Source organism: Streptomyces sp. Ru71 (assembly GCF_002920535.1).
GTDB lineage: Bacteria > Actinomycetota > Actinomycetes > Streptomycetales > Streptomycetaceae > Streptomyces.
This window is the reverse complement of record NZ_PQSS01000072.1, coordinates 22,365-37,523: the sequence shown is the minus strand read 5'-3', so window position 1 is coordinate 37,523 and position 15,159 is coordinate 22,365. Positions and strand designations below refer to the sequence as shown.

15 protein-coding genes and 3 pseudogenes are annotated in these 15,159 nt (G+C 74.4%); 7 read left to right on the top strand and 11 right to left on the bottom strand.

Features of this window, described 5'->3' with window-relative positions:
- The 3 genes and pseudogenes from C3489_RS30455 to C3489_RS30445 form a co-directional block, all read right to left on the bottom strand.
- Positions 1-614 (bottom strand): annotated as a pseudogene (locus C3489_RS30455) (hypothetical protein); the annotation flags it as partial.
- 50 nt (positions 615-664) lie between these two features.
- On the bottom strand, positions 665-1,963 hold the full coding sequence (locus tag C3489_RS30450; RefSeq protein WP_103785314.1) for an aromatic acid exporter family protein: 1,299 nt from the start codon (positions 1,961-1,963) through the stop codon (positions 665-667).
- Between the two features lie 81 nt (positions 1,964-2,044).
- Positions 2,045-2,539 carry an FBP domain-containing protein gene (locus C3489_RS30445; RefSeq protein ID WP_103785313.1) on the bottom strand — a complete coding sequence of 165 codons (495 nt, stop codon included), beginning with the start codon at positions 2,537-2,539 and terminating at the stop codon, positions 2,045-2,047.
- Between the two features lie 75 nt (positions 2,540-2,614).
- On the opposite strand from C3489_RS30445, the gene C3489_RS30440 reads away from it, so the two are divergent.
- Complete coding sequence (locus tag C3489_RS30440) at positions 2,615-3,526, top strand: DUF3626 domain-containing protein (RefSeq protein WP_103785312.1); 912 nt, start codon at positions 2,615-2,617, stop codon at positions 3,524-3,526.
- On the opposite strand, the pseudogene C3489_RS39670 reads toward C3489_RS30440, so the two are convergent.
- Positions 3,481-3,666 (bottom strand): annotated as a pseudogene (locus tag C3489_RS39670) (diguanylate cyclase); the annotation flags it as partial. The gene C3489_RS30440 and the pseudogene C3489_RS39670 sit on opposite strands and share 46 nt — an antisense overlap.
- A gap of 1 nt (position 3,667) precedes the next feature.
- On the opposite strand from C3489_RS39670, the pseudogene C3489_RS30430 reads away from it, so the two are divergent.
- A pseudogene (locus C3489_RS30430) lies at positions 3,668-3,874 on the top strand (hypothetical protein); the annotation flags it as partial.
- 165 nt (positions 3,875-4,039) lie between these two features.
- Positions 4,040-5,329: an ROK family transcriptional regulator gene (locus C3489_RS30425; RefSeq protein ID WP_103785311.1), complete on the top strand. Its 1,290-nt coding sequence runs from the start codon at positions 4,040-4,042 to the stop codon at positions 5,327-5,329.
- A 30-nt stretch (positions 5,330-5,359) separates the two neighbouring features.
- On the opposite strand, the gene C3489_RS30420 is transcribed toward C3489_RS30425, so the two are convergent.
- The gene (locus C3489_RS30420; RefSeq protein ID WP_103785310.1) at positions 5,360-5,602 is read right to left on the bottom strand and encodes a hypothetical protein; all 243 of its coding nucleotides are present in this window, start codon (positions 5,600-5,602) and stop codon (positions 5,360-5,362) included.
- Positions 5,603-5,710: 108 nt separating this feature from the next.
- Positions 5,711-6,739 (bottom strand): SDR family oxidoreductase, encoded by a 1,029-nt coding sequence (locus C3489_RS30415; RefSeq protein WP_103785309.1) that lies wholly within the window; start codon positions 6,737-6,739, stop codon positions 5,711-5,713.
- Between the two features lie 168 nt (positions 6,740-6,907).
- On the opposite strand from C3489_RS30415, the gene C3489_RS30410 reads away from it, so the two are divergent.
- A complete protein-coding gene (locus C3489_RS30410) occupies positions 6,908-7,534 on the top strand; it encodes a DUF1326 domain-containing protein (RefSeq protein ID WP_103785308.1) in 627 nt (208 codons plus the stop codon).
- Positions 7,535-7,582: 48 nt separating this feature from the next.
- Here the strand turns inward: C3489_RS30410 and C3489_RS30405 are convergent, their stop codons facing one another.
- The gene (locus C3489_RS30405) at positions 7,583-8,410 is read right to left on the bottom strand and encodes a DUF2182 domain-containing protein (RefSeq protein WP_103785307.1); all 828 of its coding nucleotides are present in this window, start codon (positions 8,408-8,410) and stop codon (positions 7,583-7,585) included.
- Between the two features lie 146 nt (positions 8,411-8,556).
- On the opposite strand from C3489_RS30405, the gene C3489_RS30400 reads away from it, so the two are divergent.
- Positions 8,557-9,390 carry an alpha/beta fold hydrolase gene (locus C3489_RS30400; RefSeq protein WP_103785306.1) on the top strand — a complete coding sequence of 278 codons (834 nt, stop codon included), beginning with the start codon at positions 8,557-8,559 and terminating at the stop codon, positions 9,388-9,390.
- A gap of 172 nt (positions 9,391-9,562) precedes the next feature.
- Here the strand turns inward: C3489_RS30400 and C3489_RS30395 are convergent, their stop codons facing one another.
- The 4 genes from C3489_RS30395 to C3489_RS30380 form a co-directional block, all read right to left on the bottom strand.
- The gene (locus C3489_RS30395) at positions 9,563-10,522 is read right to left on the bottom strand and encodes an SDR family NAD(P)-dependent oxidoreductase (RefSeq protein ID WP_103785305.1); all 960 of its coding nucleotides are present in this window, start codon (positions 10,520-10,522) and stop codon (positions 9,563-9,565) included.
- A gap of 245 nt (positions 10,523-10,767) precedes the next feature.
- Positions 10,768-11,988: an aromatic acid exporter family protein gene (locus tag C3489_RS30390; protein WP_103785304.1), complete on the bottom strand. Its 1,221-nt coding sequence runs from the start codon at positions 11,986-11,988 to the stop codon at positions 10,768-10,770.
- Positions 11,989-12,034: 46 nt separating this feature from the next.
- Positions 12,035-12,691 (bottom strand): HAD family hydrolase, encoded by a 657-nt coding sequence (locus C3489_RS30385; protein ID WP_103785303.1) that lies wholly within the window; start codon positions 12,689-12,691, stop codon positions 12,035-12,037.
- Between the two features lie 39 nt (positions 12,692-12,730).
- Positions 12,731-13,765, bottom strand: coding sequence for a PHP domain-containing protein (locus tag C3489_RS30380; RefSeq protein ID WP_103785302.1), 1,035 nt, complete (start codon positions 13,763-13,765; stop codon positions 12,731-12,733).
- Positions 13,766-13,899: 134 nt separating this feature from the next.
- Here C3489_RS30380 and C3489_RS30375 point away from each other — a divergent pair, with 134 nt between their 5' ends.
- Positions 13,900-14,709, top strand: a complete 810-nt coding sequence (locus tag C3489_RS30375) for an SDR family oxidoreductase (protein WP_103785301.1) — start codon at positions 13,900-13,902, stop codon at positions 14,707-14,709.
- 200 nt (positions 14,710-14,909) lie between these two features.
- Positions 14,910-15,155 carry a hypothetical protein gene (locus tag C3489_RS30365; RefSeq protein ID WP_103785300.1) on the top strand — a complete coding sequence of 82 codons (246 nt, stop codon included), beginning with the start codon at positions 14,910-14,912 and terminating at the stop codon, positions 15,153-15,155.
- Positions 15,156-15,159: the final 4 nt, after the last annotated feature.

The following is a 15,159-nucleotide window of genomic DNA, read 5'->3' as shown; positions in this document are numbered from 1 at the left end:
ATCCCGCCCGGGGCAGGCATCCCGACGCCGGTCGGCGGGCCGCCGTGGCCCATCCAGTCGATGCCGTCCTGGGGCCGCTGCTCCTCCCGCCACCGGGCCAGCGCCCGCTCGCCCAGCGGGAACGACTGCAGCTGCACGCCGCCCCACACCTCCTCGCCGGTGACCTGCCCCTCCACGGTCGCGCCGAGGCCGAGCGGCACCGCGACGAACTGGCGCACCGTGCCCCTGCCGGAGTTGATGCCGTCCAGCCAGGGCTGGCGGGGCAGGACGACGTAGTTCTGCGGGCCGCGGGAGAGCCGGCCGGTCCACGGCTCGCCGGAGACCGCGCACACCTTGCCCACGCCGACCTGGAGCGCGGCCGGCTCGGTGCTGCCGGCGAAACTCAGCCACATGGCCTCGCGCAGATACACCGGCAGCATCACGCCACCGCGCGCCCGCCATTCCTCGGGCACGGTGTCCGGGAAGTCCGCGACCCGGCGCACCGGGAACTCGCCGAGTCCCGGAGGCAGCGCATGGGTGCCCGACTCGGGCAGCCGCAGGGTACGGATGAACCGCACCGCCACACCGCCCGGCAGCCGCAGGGTGTTCCCGTCGATCCGCACGCCACCGCTCATCCGCACGCTCCTCGTCCAGTGCCTTTTCGGACACCGAGCACACGGTGTCGTCACGAAGAACGCCGGACCGCCGCCTCGCGGTTCCGCCGCAGCCGCGCCGGGATGCGCGCGCGCAGCCGCCGGCCGCCCCGCCGCAGCCGGCGCGGCAGGCCCAGGCGCTCGCGCAGCCACGCCACCCACGGCAGCCGTTCGCGCTGCTCGCGGGTGTGCCGGTCCAGTTCCTCCAGCAGCCGGCGCGAGCGGTGCTCGGTGTCCAGCTCGTCGAGCATGCGGTTGACCTCGGTCAGCACGGCGCCGCTCAGCTGCCAGTTGCGGGGGTCGTGCCGCACCTCGTCCAGCAGCAGCTGGGCCACCTTGTCCCGGGTGGCCGCGGCCTGCCGCAGCTGGGCGGTCAGCCGCTCCTCCGCCGACTCGGCGCTGTCGCTGGTGTGCGTGGTGACCAGCACCGCGAAGCTGACCACGGCGTCGGCGACCTCGGACAGCAGATCCTCGATCGCCGCGCCCGTGGCCTGCGGGAACAGTGGCTCGGGGTCGCGCTCCTTGGCCAGGTCGGTCAGGGTGCGCGCGAGCACCCGCAGCACGACGGTGCAGATCTCCAGGGTGTCCAGGCCGGTGCGCAGCACCACCCGGTGCAGCAGTCCCTCGCGCACCCGCGGGTTGAAGCGCAGGCTGTCCTCGGCCTGCCGCAGGGCCGCGTCCACCTCGGCGATGGCGTGGTCCAGGCGCCGCGCCTCGTGCAGCCGGGCCGCCGCGAGCTCGTAGGAGGGGCGCCCGGCGGCCTGCTCGCCGACGCGGATCATCATCTGCCGGATCCGCCGCGCCAGGTCGTCGATGGACTCGCCCGCCTCGTCCACCCACACCGGCGGGGCGAGCAGCAGGTTGAACCCCATGCCGACCACCGCGCCGATGAGCGTCTCCAGGACCCGCGCCCAGGCGGTCGCGCCGTGCGTGGTGACGCCGAGGATCAGCATGGCGCTGATCGCGACCTCCTGGACGTACTCCTCGACGCGCACCAGATGGCCGACCGCCAGCGCGGCCACGATGACCAGGGCGAGGCTCCACCAGGTCAGGCCGACGAGCAGGCTGAACGCGATGGCGACCAGCACACCGGCCACCACCGCGTTCACCCGGCGGATGCCGTTGGTGAGCGTGGCGTACAGGGTCACCTGGACGACCAGCAGCGCGGTCAGCGGGGCGGTCAGCGGGGCGGGTTCGGGACTCAGCCGCACCGCGACGACGTAGGCGACCGTCGCCGCGGCCGCCGACCGCAGCGCCTGCACGACCGCGGGGTCCCGACGCAGCTGCCACAACCGCGCGAGGGCCGGCGTCCACTCACGTACATCTCGCATCCCTTGGCCTGTTCCCGTTCCTCTCGCGCATCGAACGCCCCATGGCCGAAACCGAGCGCCACGGCCCACCGGGCCGCCGGCTCAGGAACGGAGCTTGTCGAGGAAGGTGAAGAGATGGTCCGTGGCGCGGGCGATCTGCTCCTCAAGGGTCAGGCTCTCGTCGAACCGGGTGCCGCTCTGCGGGATCTTCTTCCCGCGCAGATAGAGGGAGCAGGCGAGGTCGGTGCACATGTACAGGCCCACCGAGTTGCCCTCCCGGCCGGCCGCGCCCGCCTTGCGCGCGGTCATCAGCGACACCCCGCCGCGCGGATGCGAGGTCAGGCACAGCCCGCACAGGCTGCGCTGCATGATCGCGCGCTGCGCGGGCGGGAAGCGGAAGGCGACGCCGACCAGCTCTCCGTCCCGCTCGGTGACCAGATAGCTGCGGTCGGGTGCGCCCGGATCGCGCCAGCCGAGGAAGTCCAGGTCGTCCCAGGGGCGTACGTCGAGATCCCGTGGCACCGCCAGACGCTTCGCCTCGCCTTTGGAGCAGTTGATAAACGAGTTGCGGATGTCCCGCTCGGTGAGTGATCTCATGAGTGCTTCCTGGTCACGGAACCTAGGGGCCCTAGGTTTTCTCCTAGGTTAGGCAGGCAGGACGAAAGGGCGCCAATGGATTTCCATGACATCACCGCACCGCGGGCGCGCGCGGCCCTGGGGTACGTCGCGGCGCGCTCGGCCGGCCCGGCCGTCCCGGCGGATCTCCGCATCACTCTCAACTTCCACCCCGACCGGCTGGTCCACGGCGTGCCGATCCTGCGGGCGCTGGCCCGGGACGGCGCCTACCACTCCCAGTTCGTCACCGGCACCAGCAACGGCGGCCTCACCGCCCACCCCGGCGGCGACCGCTGCCGATGGGAGAGCCGCATCTTCGGCGGCGCCTACGACGACGCCGACCCGCACGAGCGGCCCGTGTACGGCGCGCTGGACTTCCGCCGCCAGGTCGTCGGCGCAGCACCCCGCTTCGGCTCCGCGCACCTGCGGCTCGTCCCGGACGCACTCGCCCGCGCCACCTTCTGCTACCCGGACAGCGCGGCCGAGCCCGCCGACTTCGGCGTCGCGGCCGGCATGCGCCTGATCGCCCTGGCCGAGGACGACGACCAGGACCCGCTCAACGACTACATCGAGGCCCAGGTGCACGGGGGCGTCCTCCTCGCCCGGGACGCCGAGGCGCTGGTCCTCGACGCCTGCTACCGCGGCACCCCCGTGGAGGCGGCCGCCCGGCTGCTGCCCTGCCCCCTTGAGTGGCACCCCGGCTACCGGCTCACCGTGGCGGAACTGCACCGCCACGCCGACTACCGGGGCGCCGAGTACGCCCGCCTCGGTGCCCGCATCGCCCGGGACGGCGTGATCGACCCGCGGGTCCTCGGCGACGCGGCCCGCACCGGCCGCTACGACCTCCAGGACCTGAAGATGGTGTGGCACACACTGGCCCGCTTCGGCGCACCGGAGGGCGCCGGTACCGCCTGCTCGGCGGCCGGCGTCGGCGGCCGGACCCCGGGTGTCAGCACTCCCGACGCGTAGGCGCGCGCGACCAGTTCCGTACGGTTCGCCGCGCCCCAGCGGGCCGACAGCCGCCGCAGGTGGTACGTCACCCCGTCCGCCGTCAGGCCCGTCTCCCGGGCGGCGTGGGCGGTGGTGGCGCCCCCCGCCGGCAGCGCGAGGCAGCCGTGCCGCGAGGCCTTCCGTGTCGACCACTCGGTGCCGGTGGTCCTGGTCGCCGCCGGAACCGGCCTCGCACCCTTCCGCGGCGCCGCCGCCGACCGGCTGGCCGCCCTGGCCGAGGGCGCCGAACTGCCGCCCGGGCTGTGCTACTTCGGCTGCGACGCTCCCGACGCCGACTTCCTGCACGCCGAGGAGCTGATCGCCGCCGGGCGGTACGTCGAGGACGTGTACGCGGCGGGGTGAGCGGAGGCCCATCGGCGGTGGCCGGGGGCCGGAGGGCTTACCTTTGTCCATGAACTAAGGGATGGGGAAAGTGCGGATCCGGCCCTTCGGGGGATAGGGTGCAGGTCGGCAGGGGCGGAAGGGAGCCACATGGCGGGGCGGAACGGGCGCACGGTACGCGATCTGAGGCGGGCCAACCGGACGGCCGTGCTCCAGCGCCTCTACTTCGACGGGCCGCTCAGCCGCTTCGAGCTCGGCCCGGCCACCGGGCTGAGCTCCGGATCGGTCAGCAACGTCGTCGCCGACCTGATCGCCGACGGCCTGCTGGAGGAGGCCGGCAGCGTCGACTCCGACGGCGGCCGCCCCCGCACCCTGCTGCGCGTCGCCCCCGGCAGCGGCCACATGATCGGCGTCGACGTCGGCGAGACCCGGGTGCGGGTCGAGTTGTTCGACCTCACGCTCACCGAACTGGCCCGCGCCGAACGGCCCCTGGAGCGCCAGGGCTACGCCGTCGAGACGATCGTCGGCCACATCCGCGACGGCATCGCCGAGGTGCTCGCCGCCTCCGGCATCGACGCCCAGCACCTGCTCGGCGTCGGCATCGGCGTCCCCGGCATCGTGCAGCACACCCCGGAGCGGGGGGCCGTGGTGCACGGCCAGACCATCGGCTGGGACGCCGCCCCGCTGGAGGCCCTGCTGCGCGACGGTTCCCCGCTGCCCGGCACCGTCCCGTACTTCATCGACAACGGCGCCAAGACCCTCGGCCAGGCCGAGATGTGGTTCGGCGGCGGACGCGGCGCCGGCAACGCCGTCGTGGTGCTCTTCGGCTCCGGCGTCGGCGCCTGCCTGGTCACACCCGATGTGGAACACGGGCGGGCCGTGGAGTGGGGCCATCTGACCGTACGGGTGCGGGGACGGCGCTGCCGGTGCGGCGCCCTCGGCTGCCTGGAGGCCTACGCCGGCGCCGAGTCCCTGCTGGCCCGCTGGGCGGAGGAGGGCGGCAGCATCCCGCCGGGCACCGACGAGGAGGCGGCCCTCACCGCGATGCTCGCCGCCGCCTACCCGCCCGAGGGCGCCGATCCCGACCCCGTCGCGCTCGCCGTACTGGAGGAGACCGCCGAGTACCTCGGCGCCGGGCTGTCGGACCTGATCAACCTCTTCCAGCCCGAGCGCATCCTGATCGGCGGCTGGGCTGGACTCCAGCTCGGCCCCCGTTTCCTGCCCGCGGTGCGCCGCCACGCCACCGCCTACGCCCTGCGGCATCCGGCGCAGAAGGTCACCATCGAACTCGGCCGGCTCGGCCCCGACGCGGTGACCGTCGGCGCGGCGATCCTCCCGCTGGCCGACTTCTTCGCCCGCGGCGGCCGCGGCCCGGAACCGACGGCGGCGGGCCCGGCACCGGCCTGGCGCACGGCCCTGCAGGAACGGGCGCCGCGGTAGTCCCGGTCGCGGTCCAGCGGCCGGCTCCGCTCAGCCCGAGGGCTCGTCGGGTACCGGCTGGTCCGGGTTGACTCCCGCCGCGTGCGGGGCGCCCTCGCGGCCCGTGCCGGCCTCGTCGGTGTCGGGCACGTCGGGCTCGTCGCCTGTCCCGGCGTCCTCGCCTGCCGGGCCGGCGTCCCAGGGGTCCTCGCCGGCGTCGGCCTGCTGGTCGGGCAGGTCGCGCGGGACCGGGTCGGCCCGCTCGCCGGGCTCGTCGTCACGATGTGCGGCCACGACATGCTCCCTTCCGTTCGTCCGGCCCCCGCGAGTACCTGCGGGCCCGCCCTCGAAACCCGCCTCGGCGATCAAGGACACCCGGCCGAGCAGCCCGCGGGGAGCCGTTCATCCCACCTTGCGTCCCGCCATCGGGGCCGTTCGCGCGCCCGCGCCCTGCTGCAGGCCCTCCAGGAACTCCTGGATCACGTCCGTCGCCGCGCGCTCCGGCAGCCAGCCCAGTTCCACGCGGGCCCGGGTGCAGTCCATCAGCGGCAGCCGCAGCACCGCGTCGAACAGGTGCGGGGAGGCCGGGAGCAGATGCAGCCCCCACGCGGCGGCGATCGCCGACCGGGCCGCCGTACGCGGCAGCCGCACCGGCCGCGCGCCCAGCAGCTCGCCCAGCACCCGGGCGTCCAGGGGCGGCTCGGCCGCCAGGTTGAAGGCGCCGCGCGCGTCGGAGGTCACGGCGAGCTGGTACGCCCGTGCCGCGTCGTCGGTGTGCAGCGCCTGCACCCGCAGACCCGGGACGTCCGGCAGGAACGGCAGCAGTTCGGGCCGGGCCAGCGGGCCCGGCAGGAACCGGCCGCCGAAGATCCGCCGCTGCTCGCTCGCCGACTCCCGCTTGAACAGGAACGCCGGCCGCATCCGCACCACCCGGGTCTCGGGGTGCTCCCGCTCGAAGGTGTCCAGCGTCCGCTCCAGGTACGCCTTCTCCCGGCAGTACGCGGCGTCCGGCCAGCCGTGCGTGGGCCAGGACTCGTCCACCGCGTGGTCCTTGGGCCCCGGCGAGTACGCCCCGACGGAGGAGGCGTGCACCAGCGCGGGCACCCGCGCGGCCGCCACCGCCTCGAACACCCGGATGCTGCCGAGCACGTTCGTCCGCCAGGTGGTCGCCGGGTCGTGCGTCGGCTGGAACGCCCACGCCAGGTGCACCACCGCGTCCGCGCCGGCGAACCGCTCGGCCAGTCCCGCCCGCTCCGAGGCGAGGTCGACGGCCGACCACTCGGTCTTCGGCGGCGACCAGTCCGGCACCCGGCGGGCCAGCCCCAGTACCGACCCGACCTGGGGATCCTCCGACAACAGTCGCACCACGCTGGTGCCGACATTGCCGGTGGCGCCCGTGACGACGATCCTGCTGCCCGAGGTGCTGCTCACCTTCGGCTCCCTTCCTCGCCGCGGCTGGACGACCCGGGTACCCGGGGCCCGGCCGGGCACGCAACCACGCCGGACCGCTGCCGGCCGGGGATGCGTTTACAGCGTCAGTTGACAGGCATAGCGTGGAAGGGCACGGCGCTCACCGCTACGGGAGGAGGCGCGGGAGCCATGGGATGGACGATCTCCGGCAACTACGTGGCAGGGTGTTCCTGCGCGGTGCTGTGCGGCTGCCCCTTCGACGGGCCGCCGCTGGACAAGGACGGAAACGTCGGCTGCCTGGGCTCGGCGGTGTTCCACATCACCGATGGGCACCTGGACGACATCGACCTGTCCGGGGTGGACTTCGCGTTCTACAACGAGTTCCCGTCCAATCTGACCTCCGGGAACTGGAAGATCGGGCTGGTCGTGGACAGCGGCGCCGACGACGAGCAGGCACAGGCGCTGGAACGCATCCTGTCCGGCCGTGAGGGCGGCCCGTTCGGCGCGCTGTCGCAGTTCTACGGCGAGTACCTGGGCATGGAGCGGGCCGCGGTGTCGGCGCAGGACGACGGCAAGCCCGCGGTGAAGGTGGAGGGGCGCACCGATCTGACCTACGAGCCCCTGAAGGGACCCGACGGCACGCCCACCACCGTCAGGAACGCGATGTTCGGCTTCGCACCCGAGTTCGGGGTCGGCACGGCGACGGGCACCTCGGACGCCTTCGGGCTGAGCTACCAGGCGGCGTACGGCGAGGCGGCCGACTACGCGTTCAGCAGCGAGGAGGAGGGAGAGGGCGCGGCCAGGGGCCGTGCCTGACGGCGGCGGACCGGCGGCGAGCGCCGCGCACGGGGGCGGCGCCGCCGGTCACATCCCGCCCATCGACGGGGCCGCGTGCTGCAGCCCCGGCAGCAGTCCCGGGTGGAACGGCGCGAGCACCGCCAGCACGAGGAAGGCGACGCCCAGCGCCCGGCCGAGCAGCACCCCCCACGGCCACAGCTTCTCCGCGAAGATCACCACCGCGAGGCCCGCCATCGCGGCCACGTTCATCACGCCCAGCGGGATCAGCACCACCATCAGGCCCGCGCAGCAGCCCACGCAGTACGCGCCGTGGTGCACGCCCACCCGCAGGTCGCGGGCCGGGGAGCGGAAGGCCGCGTAACGCATCAGCTGGCTCATCGGGCTGCGGCAGTGCCGCAGGCAAAGGTTCTTCAGCGGGCCCAGCTGGTAGAGGCCGGCCAGCGCGAACGCGGCGGTGCCGATCCAGCGGCCGGCGGCGGGATGGTCGTCCACCAGATGCCCGGTCCACGCGAGCGCCGCGTAGGCGAGCAGCCCGAACGCCGTCCACACCAGCAGATAGCCGCAGACGAACTCCGTGGTGCGCGCCGCGCGGGTCCAGCCGGACGAGCGGCGGCCGATGGAGCGCGCCCAGGTGATGGCCACGGGCGCCATCGACGGCAGCATCATCGCCGCCATCATCGTCAGCCACAGCAACAGGAACAGCGGCAGTGCCATGCCCATGGTGCCGGGTTCGACGCCCATGTCGCGGGCCTGGCCGACGGTGAGCACCCAGGCCAGCGCCGCGATCAGCACGATCAGGGACCAGGCGAGCGCGAGGTCCCGCGCGGGGAGCAGCGGCCTGTCCGGTCCGGTCGGCCCGGCAGGGGAGGGGCGGGTGGAGAACGAGTGGCCCATGACGCCTCCCGGGGACCCCTCCAGCACATCACCGCGCCGCGGCCGTCGCCACCGGGCGGGCATGACGTCCGGGGTAATCGACCCCCGTCCGGGCCCACGCCACGATGAGGGACGTACCCGCCCACCGGATCGCAGGAGGACGTCCCATGCCGTACTTCGCCAGCCCCGTCGACGGCACCCGGCTGCACTTCGTCGACCACGGACCGGCCGACGGGCCCGTCATCGCCTTCGTCAACAGCGCCTACTTCGGCACGGAGATGTGGGAGGCGCAGATGAACCCGCTGGCCGAGGAGGGCTACCGGTGCGTCGGCCTGGACCGGCGCGGGCACGGCCGCTCGGACGACGCGTGGGACGGCTTCGACCTGGACAGCCTCGCCGACGACGTGCAGGGTCTGCTCGACCACCTCGACCTGCGCGACGTCACCCTCGTCGGCCACTCGGTCGGTACCGTCGAGGCCGTGCGCTGCCTGACCCGGCACGGCACCGGGCGGGTCGCGCGGCTCGTCCTCGTCGCGGGCGTGGCGCCCGGCCTGGTCCGCTGCGCCGACCACCCCGACGGCCTGGCCCCGGAGGCGATGCGGGAGGCCAACGAGACCGTGCGGCGGGACCGGGCCGCCTTCTTCGAGTCCGGCGCGGACTCGTTCTTCGCCCGGCACCTGCCCGGCAACGAACTCTCCGACGCGTACGTGCAGTCGATGGTCCGCGCCTGCCACGTCTCCACGCCCCGCGCCGGCATCGCGCTGCGCGAGCTCATCGCCGGACTGAACGTGGCCCCGGAGATCGCCAAGCTCGACCTGCCGGTCCTGGTGATCCACGGCACCCACGACACCTCTGCGCCGCTGGAGCCCACCGGCCGCCGTGCGGCGGCGCTGGCGCCGGACGCCACGCTGAAGGTGTACGAGGGCGGCGGCCACGGCCTGTTCGCCACACACGCCGAACAACTCACGGCCGACCTCCGCGAATTCGCCTCCACCGCCTGAGCCGCCGGACGCCACGGGACCGACCACCCGGACGGCGGGTGAGCGTCTCGCCCCACGGCGCGTCGCCCTCGGCGGGGCGCTCCCCGGCGGGGCGCTCCCTGCGGGGCGGGGCGCTGCCTGCGTGGGCCCCGCGGACGGGCCCCGCGGAGGGGCGCCCCCCGCCGCACGGCTCTCAGGCCGCGAACGCGTTCACACCCGTCAGTTCTGCGGACAGCGTCCACAGGCGGGCCGCCTCGGCCGGGTCGGTTGCCCAGGCCTTGACGCCGGTGGTTCCGCCGTCCACGGCGGGCTCGGCGATGTCGCAGTCCTCCAGGTACACCCCGCCCATGCCGTCCAGCTGCGGCGAGGTCGCCGCCCACACCTGGGTGGCCGCGCCCTGCGCCGGGGTCTTGAAGCCCTCGGGGTTGAGTACCGTGCCGTGCTCGTCGATCCAGCCGCGCTCGATCATCTCCTCCTTGGGGATGTGCCGCTGGAGCGGCGTGATGATGCCGCCCGGGTGCAGGGAGAAGGCCCGCACGCCCCGGTCCCGGCCGAGCCGGTCGAGGTGGACGGCGAACAGCACGTTCGCCGTCTTGGCCTGGCCGTAGGCCTGCCACTTGTCGTAGCCCTCGCGCCAGTGCGGGTCGTCCCAGCGGATGCCGGAGAAGTGGTGGGCGCGCGAGGAGACGGAGACGACGCGGGCGCCGCCCCGCTCGATCGCCGGCCACAGCCGGTTGACCAGCGCGAAGTGGCCGAGGTGGTTGGTGGCGAACTGCGCCTCCCAGCCGGGCCCGACCCGGGTCTCGGGGCAGGCCATGATCCCGGCGTTGTCGATGACGTAGTCGAGGCTGCGCCCGGAGGCGAGGAAGCGCTCGGCGAAGCCGCGCACGCTGTCCAGGTCACCGAGGTCGAGGTCGTCCACCTCGACGCCGTCGATGCCGGCCAGGTTCTCCTGCGCGGCGGCGGGGCGCCGGGCGGGCACCACGACCCGGGCGCCGGCCTTGGTCAGGGCCCGGGTGGTCTCCAGGCCGAGCCCGGAGTAGCCGCCGGTGACGAGGGCGAGCTTCCCGGTGAGGTCGAGGCCGGCCAGGACGTCGTCCGCGGTGGACTCGGCGCCGAAGCCGGAGCCGATCTTGTGCTGTGCGGTGATCATGCTGTCGCTCATGACCGGCACGCTATGAATTGGAGCGCACTCGAAGTCAAGCGCCACTCTCGGACAAGGGAAAGCCCCGACCGGACGGGGGGATCGCGGTCGGGGCGGTCTGTGGTGGGCGCGGAGGGCGGTCGCCTCTCGGCGAAAGGCTCCACAGGGCTTCAGCCGAACGATCGTCCCTGTGGGCAAAAGGTGAGGCCCGGGGACACTGTCCCCTCCGCACCCACGGCTGGTTCAACGGTCCACTACCGGCCGGTGTTCCCCGGCTTGTCACCGTTCGAGGTGATCTGCGTCACCGGCTCCGGCTCGCCCTCGTCACCGCCGTCCGGCCGGGGCACCGCCTCCGCCCAGATGTTCTCCGCCTGGAGCAGCAGCGTGCCCAGCACCGTCGCGACCGAGGCCCCGAGCCCCACGTGCTCCTGCAGACTCTTCTGGAGCCGGCGCCGCAGCTCCTCCATCTCCTCCTCGCGCCGCGCGTCGCCCGCCGACGGCCCCGCGTGCGGATCGCCGAGCCGGTCCGCCTCGGCACGGCAGGCCTCGCCGATCAGCTCCAGCAGGGCCGCGTACAGGCGCAGCGCCTCGCCCTGCGGCGGGGCGGGGCTGCGCGCGTCGTCGGCGGCGACCGCGAGCGCCCGGGTCAGCGCCGTGACATGCCCGGCGACCCGGCCGAAGCGCTCGTCCTCCGCCCGGGGCGGCACCGCCTGCGGCACCCGGTGCAGAGCACGCAGCGGTGCGGACGTCAGGCGCAGGCTCTCCTCGCTCCAGGCCCGCGCCGAGCCCAGCGCCCGGCACCGCCGCTGCAACCGGTCGGCGGCGCGCGACCACTCGGCGGTCAGCGACGCGTCCCAGTCGCCCTCGCGCAGCCCGGACGCCACCAGGTGCAGCGTGTCGCCCGCCTCCCGGGCCAGCGCCGACAGGTTCTCCCGAACGTCCCGCAGATGCACCGGCGGCAGTACCAGGGCGTTGACCGCGACCCCGATCACCGCGCCGAGGGCCGCCTGGCCGATACGGTGGCCGACCGTGGACGCCGACACCGAGCCCGCCGTCAGTGTGAAGATCGCCGTGGTGGCCGCGTAGACGCCCTGGTCGCCGAAGCGCGGCCAGTTCGCCAGCAGCATCAGCAGCGGCAGCGACAGGGCGAGCGCGCCGGTCGTGTCGTCGGTCACCGCCTGCGCCGCCGACGCGATCAGCGCGCCCGCGCAGATCGCGGCGAACTGCTGGGTGCCGCGCCGCAGCGAGCTGTACACGGTCGCCTGGACCAGGACGACGGCCACCCAGGGCGCCATCAGCGCCATCGGGTCGTTCAGCCAGATCCGCGCCACCACCCAGGCCAGCAGCGCGGCCGCCGCCGCCTTCAGTGACTGCACCACCAGGTCCCGCTCGCGGCCCGGGCCGTGCACGGCCGCGCGGACCGCCCGGCCGACGGCGCGGGCCTCACCCCGTACGGCGTCCGTCGCTCGTGTCATGCGCGACGGGTATCCGCCTCGCCGCGTCGATCACGCCGAGGGCCGCTCACGCCAGCGGGCTGTCGTCCAGGTGCGCGAGCAGGTCGGCCGGGTCGGCGTAGACCGACCGGGCGCCCGCCTCCTCCAGATCGGCGCGCGGGATGCCGCCGCACAGGACGCCCACGCAGTGCACCCCGGCCCGCCGGCCGGCCCGCATGTCCCACACCGTGTCGCCGACGAACACCGCCCGCTCGGCGCTCACCCCGGCCAGCTCCAGGGCGTGCTCCACCGGCTCGGGCGCCGGCTTGCCCTGCTCGACGTCGTCGGAGCTCGCGGTCGCCGTGATCGCGTCGTCGGCGTCGATGGCCCGGCGCAGCGCGTCCAGTTCGGGGCCGCTCGCGGAGGTGGCCAGCACCACCGCCCAGCCGTCGCCGTGCAGCCGTTTCAGCAGCGCCCCCGCCTCGGGCAGGGCGGGCAGCCGGTCGAAGTACTGGCCGTACAGCGCGGTGTGCGCCGCGCTCAGCTGCGCGTCCTGGTCCTGGTCGCGGTCCTCGCCGAGCAGGTGGGCGATCAGATCCGTGGAGCCCAGGCCGACCGCGCGGTGCACGGCGTGCATCGGCACCCGGTGACCCGCCTGCCGCAGAGCCTCCCACCAGGTGACGACATGCAGGTGATTGGTGTCGACGAGGGTTCCGTCGACGTCGAAGACGGCGGCACGCTCCATACGGTGATCCTTTCTCTCGCGACCGGCACGGGTACCACGTCAGCCGCCCGCCACGCCGGACGGCACACGGCCGGTGCGGGTCCAGGCGAGCAGCTCGTCGACGGACCAGGTGGTGACCACGCGTTCGGCGCTCACCCCGCACTCCTCGGCCCGTGCGCAGCCGTTGATCTGCCAGTCCAGCTGCCCGGGCGCGTGCGCGTCGGTGTCGATGGAGAACAGCACGCCCGCCTCGACCGCCCGGCGCAGCAGCCGGCGCGGCGGGTCCAGCCGCTCCGGGCGGCTGTTGATCTCCACGGCCGTGCCGGACTCGGCGCACGCCGCGAACACCTCCTCGGCGTCGAACTGCGACTCCGGGCGGCCCCGGCCGGTGACCAGGCGTCCGGTGCAGTGCCCGAGGACGTCGGCGTGCGGATTGCGTACGGCGGCCACCATCCGGCGGGTCATCGCGCGGGCGTCCATGCGCAGCTTGGAGTGCACCGAGACGACCACCACGTCCAGTTCGGCCAGCAGGTCGGGCTCCTGGTCCAGGGAGCCGTCGTCGAGGATGTCGCACTCGATCCCGGTGAGCAGCCGGAACGGCGCCCAGGTGCGGTTCAGCTCCGCCACCACGCCGAGCTGCTCGCGCAGCCGCTCGGGAGACAGGCCGCGGGCCACCGTCAGGCGCGGGGAGTGGTCGGTCAGCACGGCCCAGTCGTGGCCGAGCGCGGCGGCCGCCCGCCCCATCTCCTCGATGGGGCTGCCGCCGTCGGACCAGTCGGAGTGCAGATGGCAGTCGCCGCGCAGCAGCGCCCGCAGCCGCTCCCCGCCGCGCACGGGCGGCGGCTCGCCCGCCGCCTCCTCCAGCTTGCGCAGGTATCCGGGCACCTGACCGCTCAGCGCCTCCCGCACCACCTGCGCGGTCTTCGGCCCCACGCCCTTGAGGGACTCCAGGGTCGGCGCCCGCTGTCGCAGCTCGTCCTCGGGCAGCTCCTTGACCACCCGCGCCGCGGTACGGAAGGCCCGCACCCGGTACGTCGGTTCCTGGGACCGCTCCAGCAGGAACGCGATCCGCTCCAGAGCCGCCACGGGATCCATCGCCACCTCCTGCCCCCAGGGTTCCCCAGCGCCGCGGACCGTGCACGGCGACGGCCCGGCCGCGCGGGGCCGCCGTTTGCCCGCCCCGCACCCGGGTACTGCGATGGCTCGACATCGCCACGAGGAGGCCTGCCATGACCGGCCCGACCCGGACCCGCGGCAGGGTCGCCGTGATCACCGGCGCCGACTCCGGCATCGGCCGGGCCACCGCCGTACGGCTGGCGCGGGCGGGCCTGGACGTCGGGATCACCTGGCACGAGGACCTCAAGGGCGCCGAGGAGACCGCCGAGGAGGTCCGCGCGCACGGGCAGCGGGCCGCCGTCGAGCACCTGGACCTCACCCGGCTGCCCACCGCCGCGGGCACGATCGACGAGCTGTGCGACCGGCTCGGCCGGCTCGACGTCCTGGTCAACAACGCCGGCACCGGGACCATGACGCCGTTCCTCGACCTGGAGCTCGCCACCGTGCGCGAGGTGCTGGAGGTCGATCTGATCGGCCCGTTCCTGTGCGGGCAGAAGGCGGCCCGGCACATGATCCGGCAGGGCGACGGCGGGCGGATCGTCAACGTGACCTCGGTGCACGAGCACCAGCCCCGGGTCGGCGCCGCCCCCTACTGCGCCGCCAAGGGCGGCCTCGGCCTGCTCACCCAGGTGATGGCGCTGGAGCTGGCCGAGCACGGCATCACCGTCAACGCGGTCGCGCCCGGCGAGATCGCCACGCCCATGACCGGCCAGGAGGACACCGACGTGCACCGGGAGTCCCGGCCCGGCGTCCCGCTCGGCCGCCCCGGCGACGCCCGCGAGGTCGCCTCCGTGATCGCCTTCCTGGCGAGCCCCGACGCCTCCTACGTCACCGGCGCCTCCTGGAGCGTGGACGGCGGCATGCTGCGCATGGGACCGCAGGCCGGCTCGCACCTGGACAGCGACGACTGGCGCCGGCCCTGAGCGGCCGGCCGTGCGACTGCGTACCGTCTCCTGCGACCGGCCCGGCTTCCGGCGCGTCCGCCACGGCCGGGGTTTCCGCTACCTCGACCGGCGGGGACGACCGCTGACCGACCCGGAGCAGCTCGCCCGCGTCCGCGCCCTGTGCTGGACGAGGCGGCCGGATGACCCGTTCGTCCCGGTTCCGCTCTACTCTCGATGACATGACCGAAGTCGCGAGCCCCCACATCTCCCAACCGCGCATCCTGGTGCTCGGAGTGCAGCCGGGCACGCCGCCGTTTCGCATCGTGGAAATCGACGGTCAGGTCGTGGGTGAGGCGAAGAGCGTCACCGACGTCCTGGAGGCCGCCGCCGCGTACGGCATCCTGGTCCACGACCTGGACGACCCCGACGTCGTCCGCTGGGTGGGCGGCGACAAGTTCACCTGGACCACGCACCGCCGCCGCTGACGGC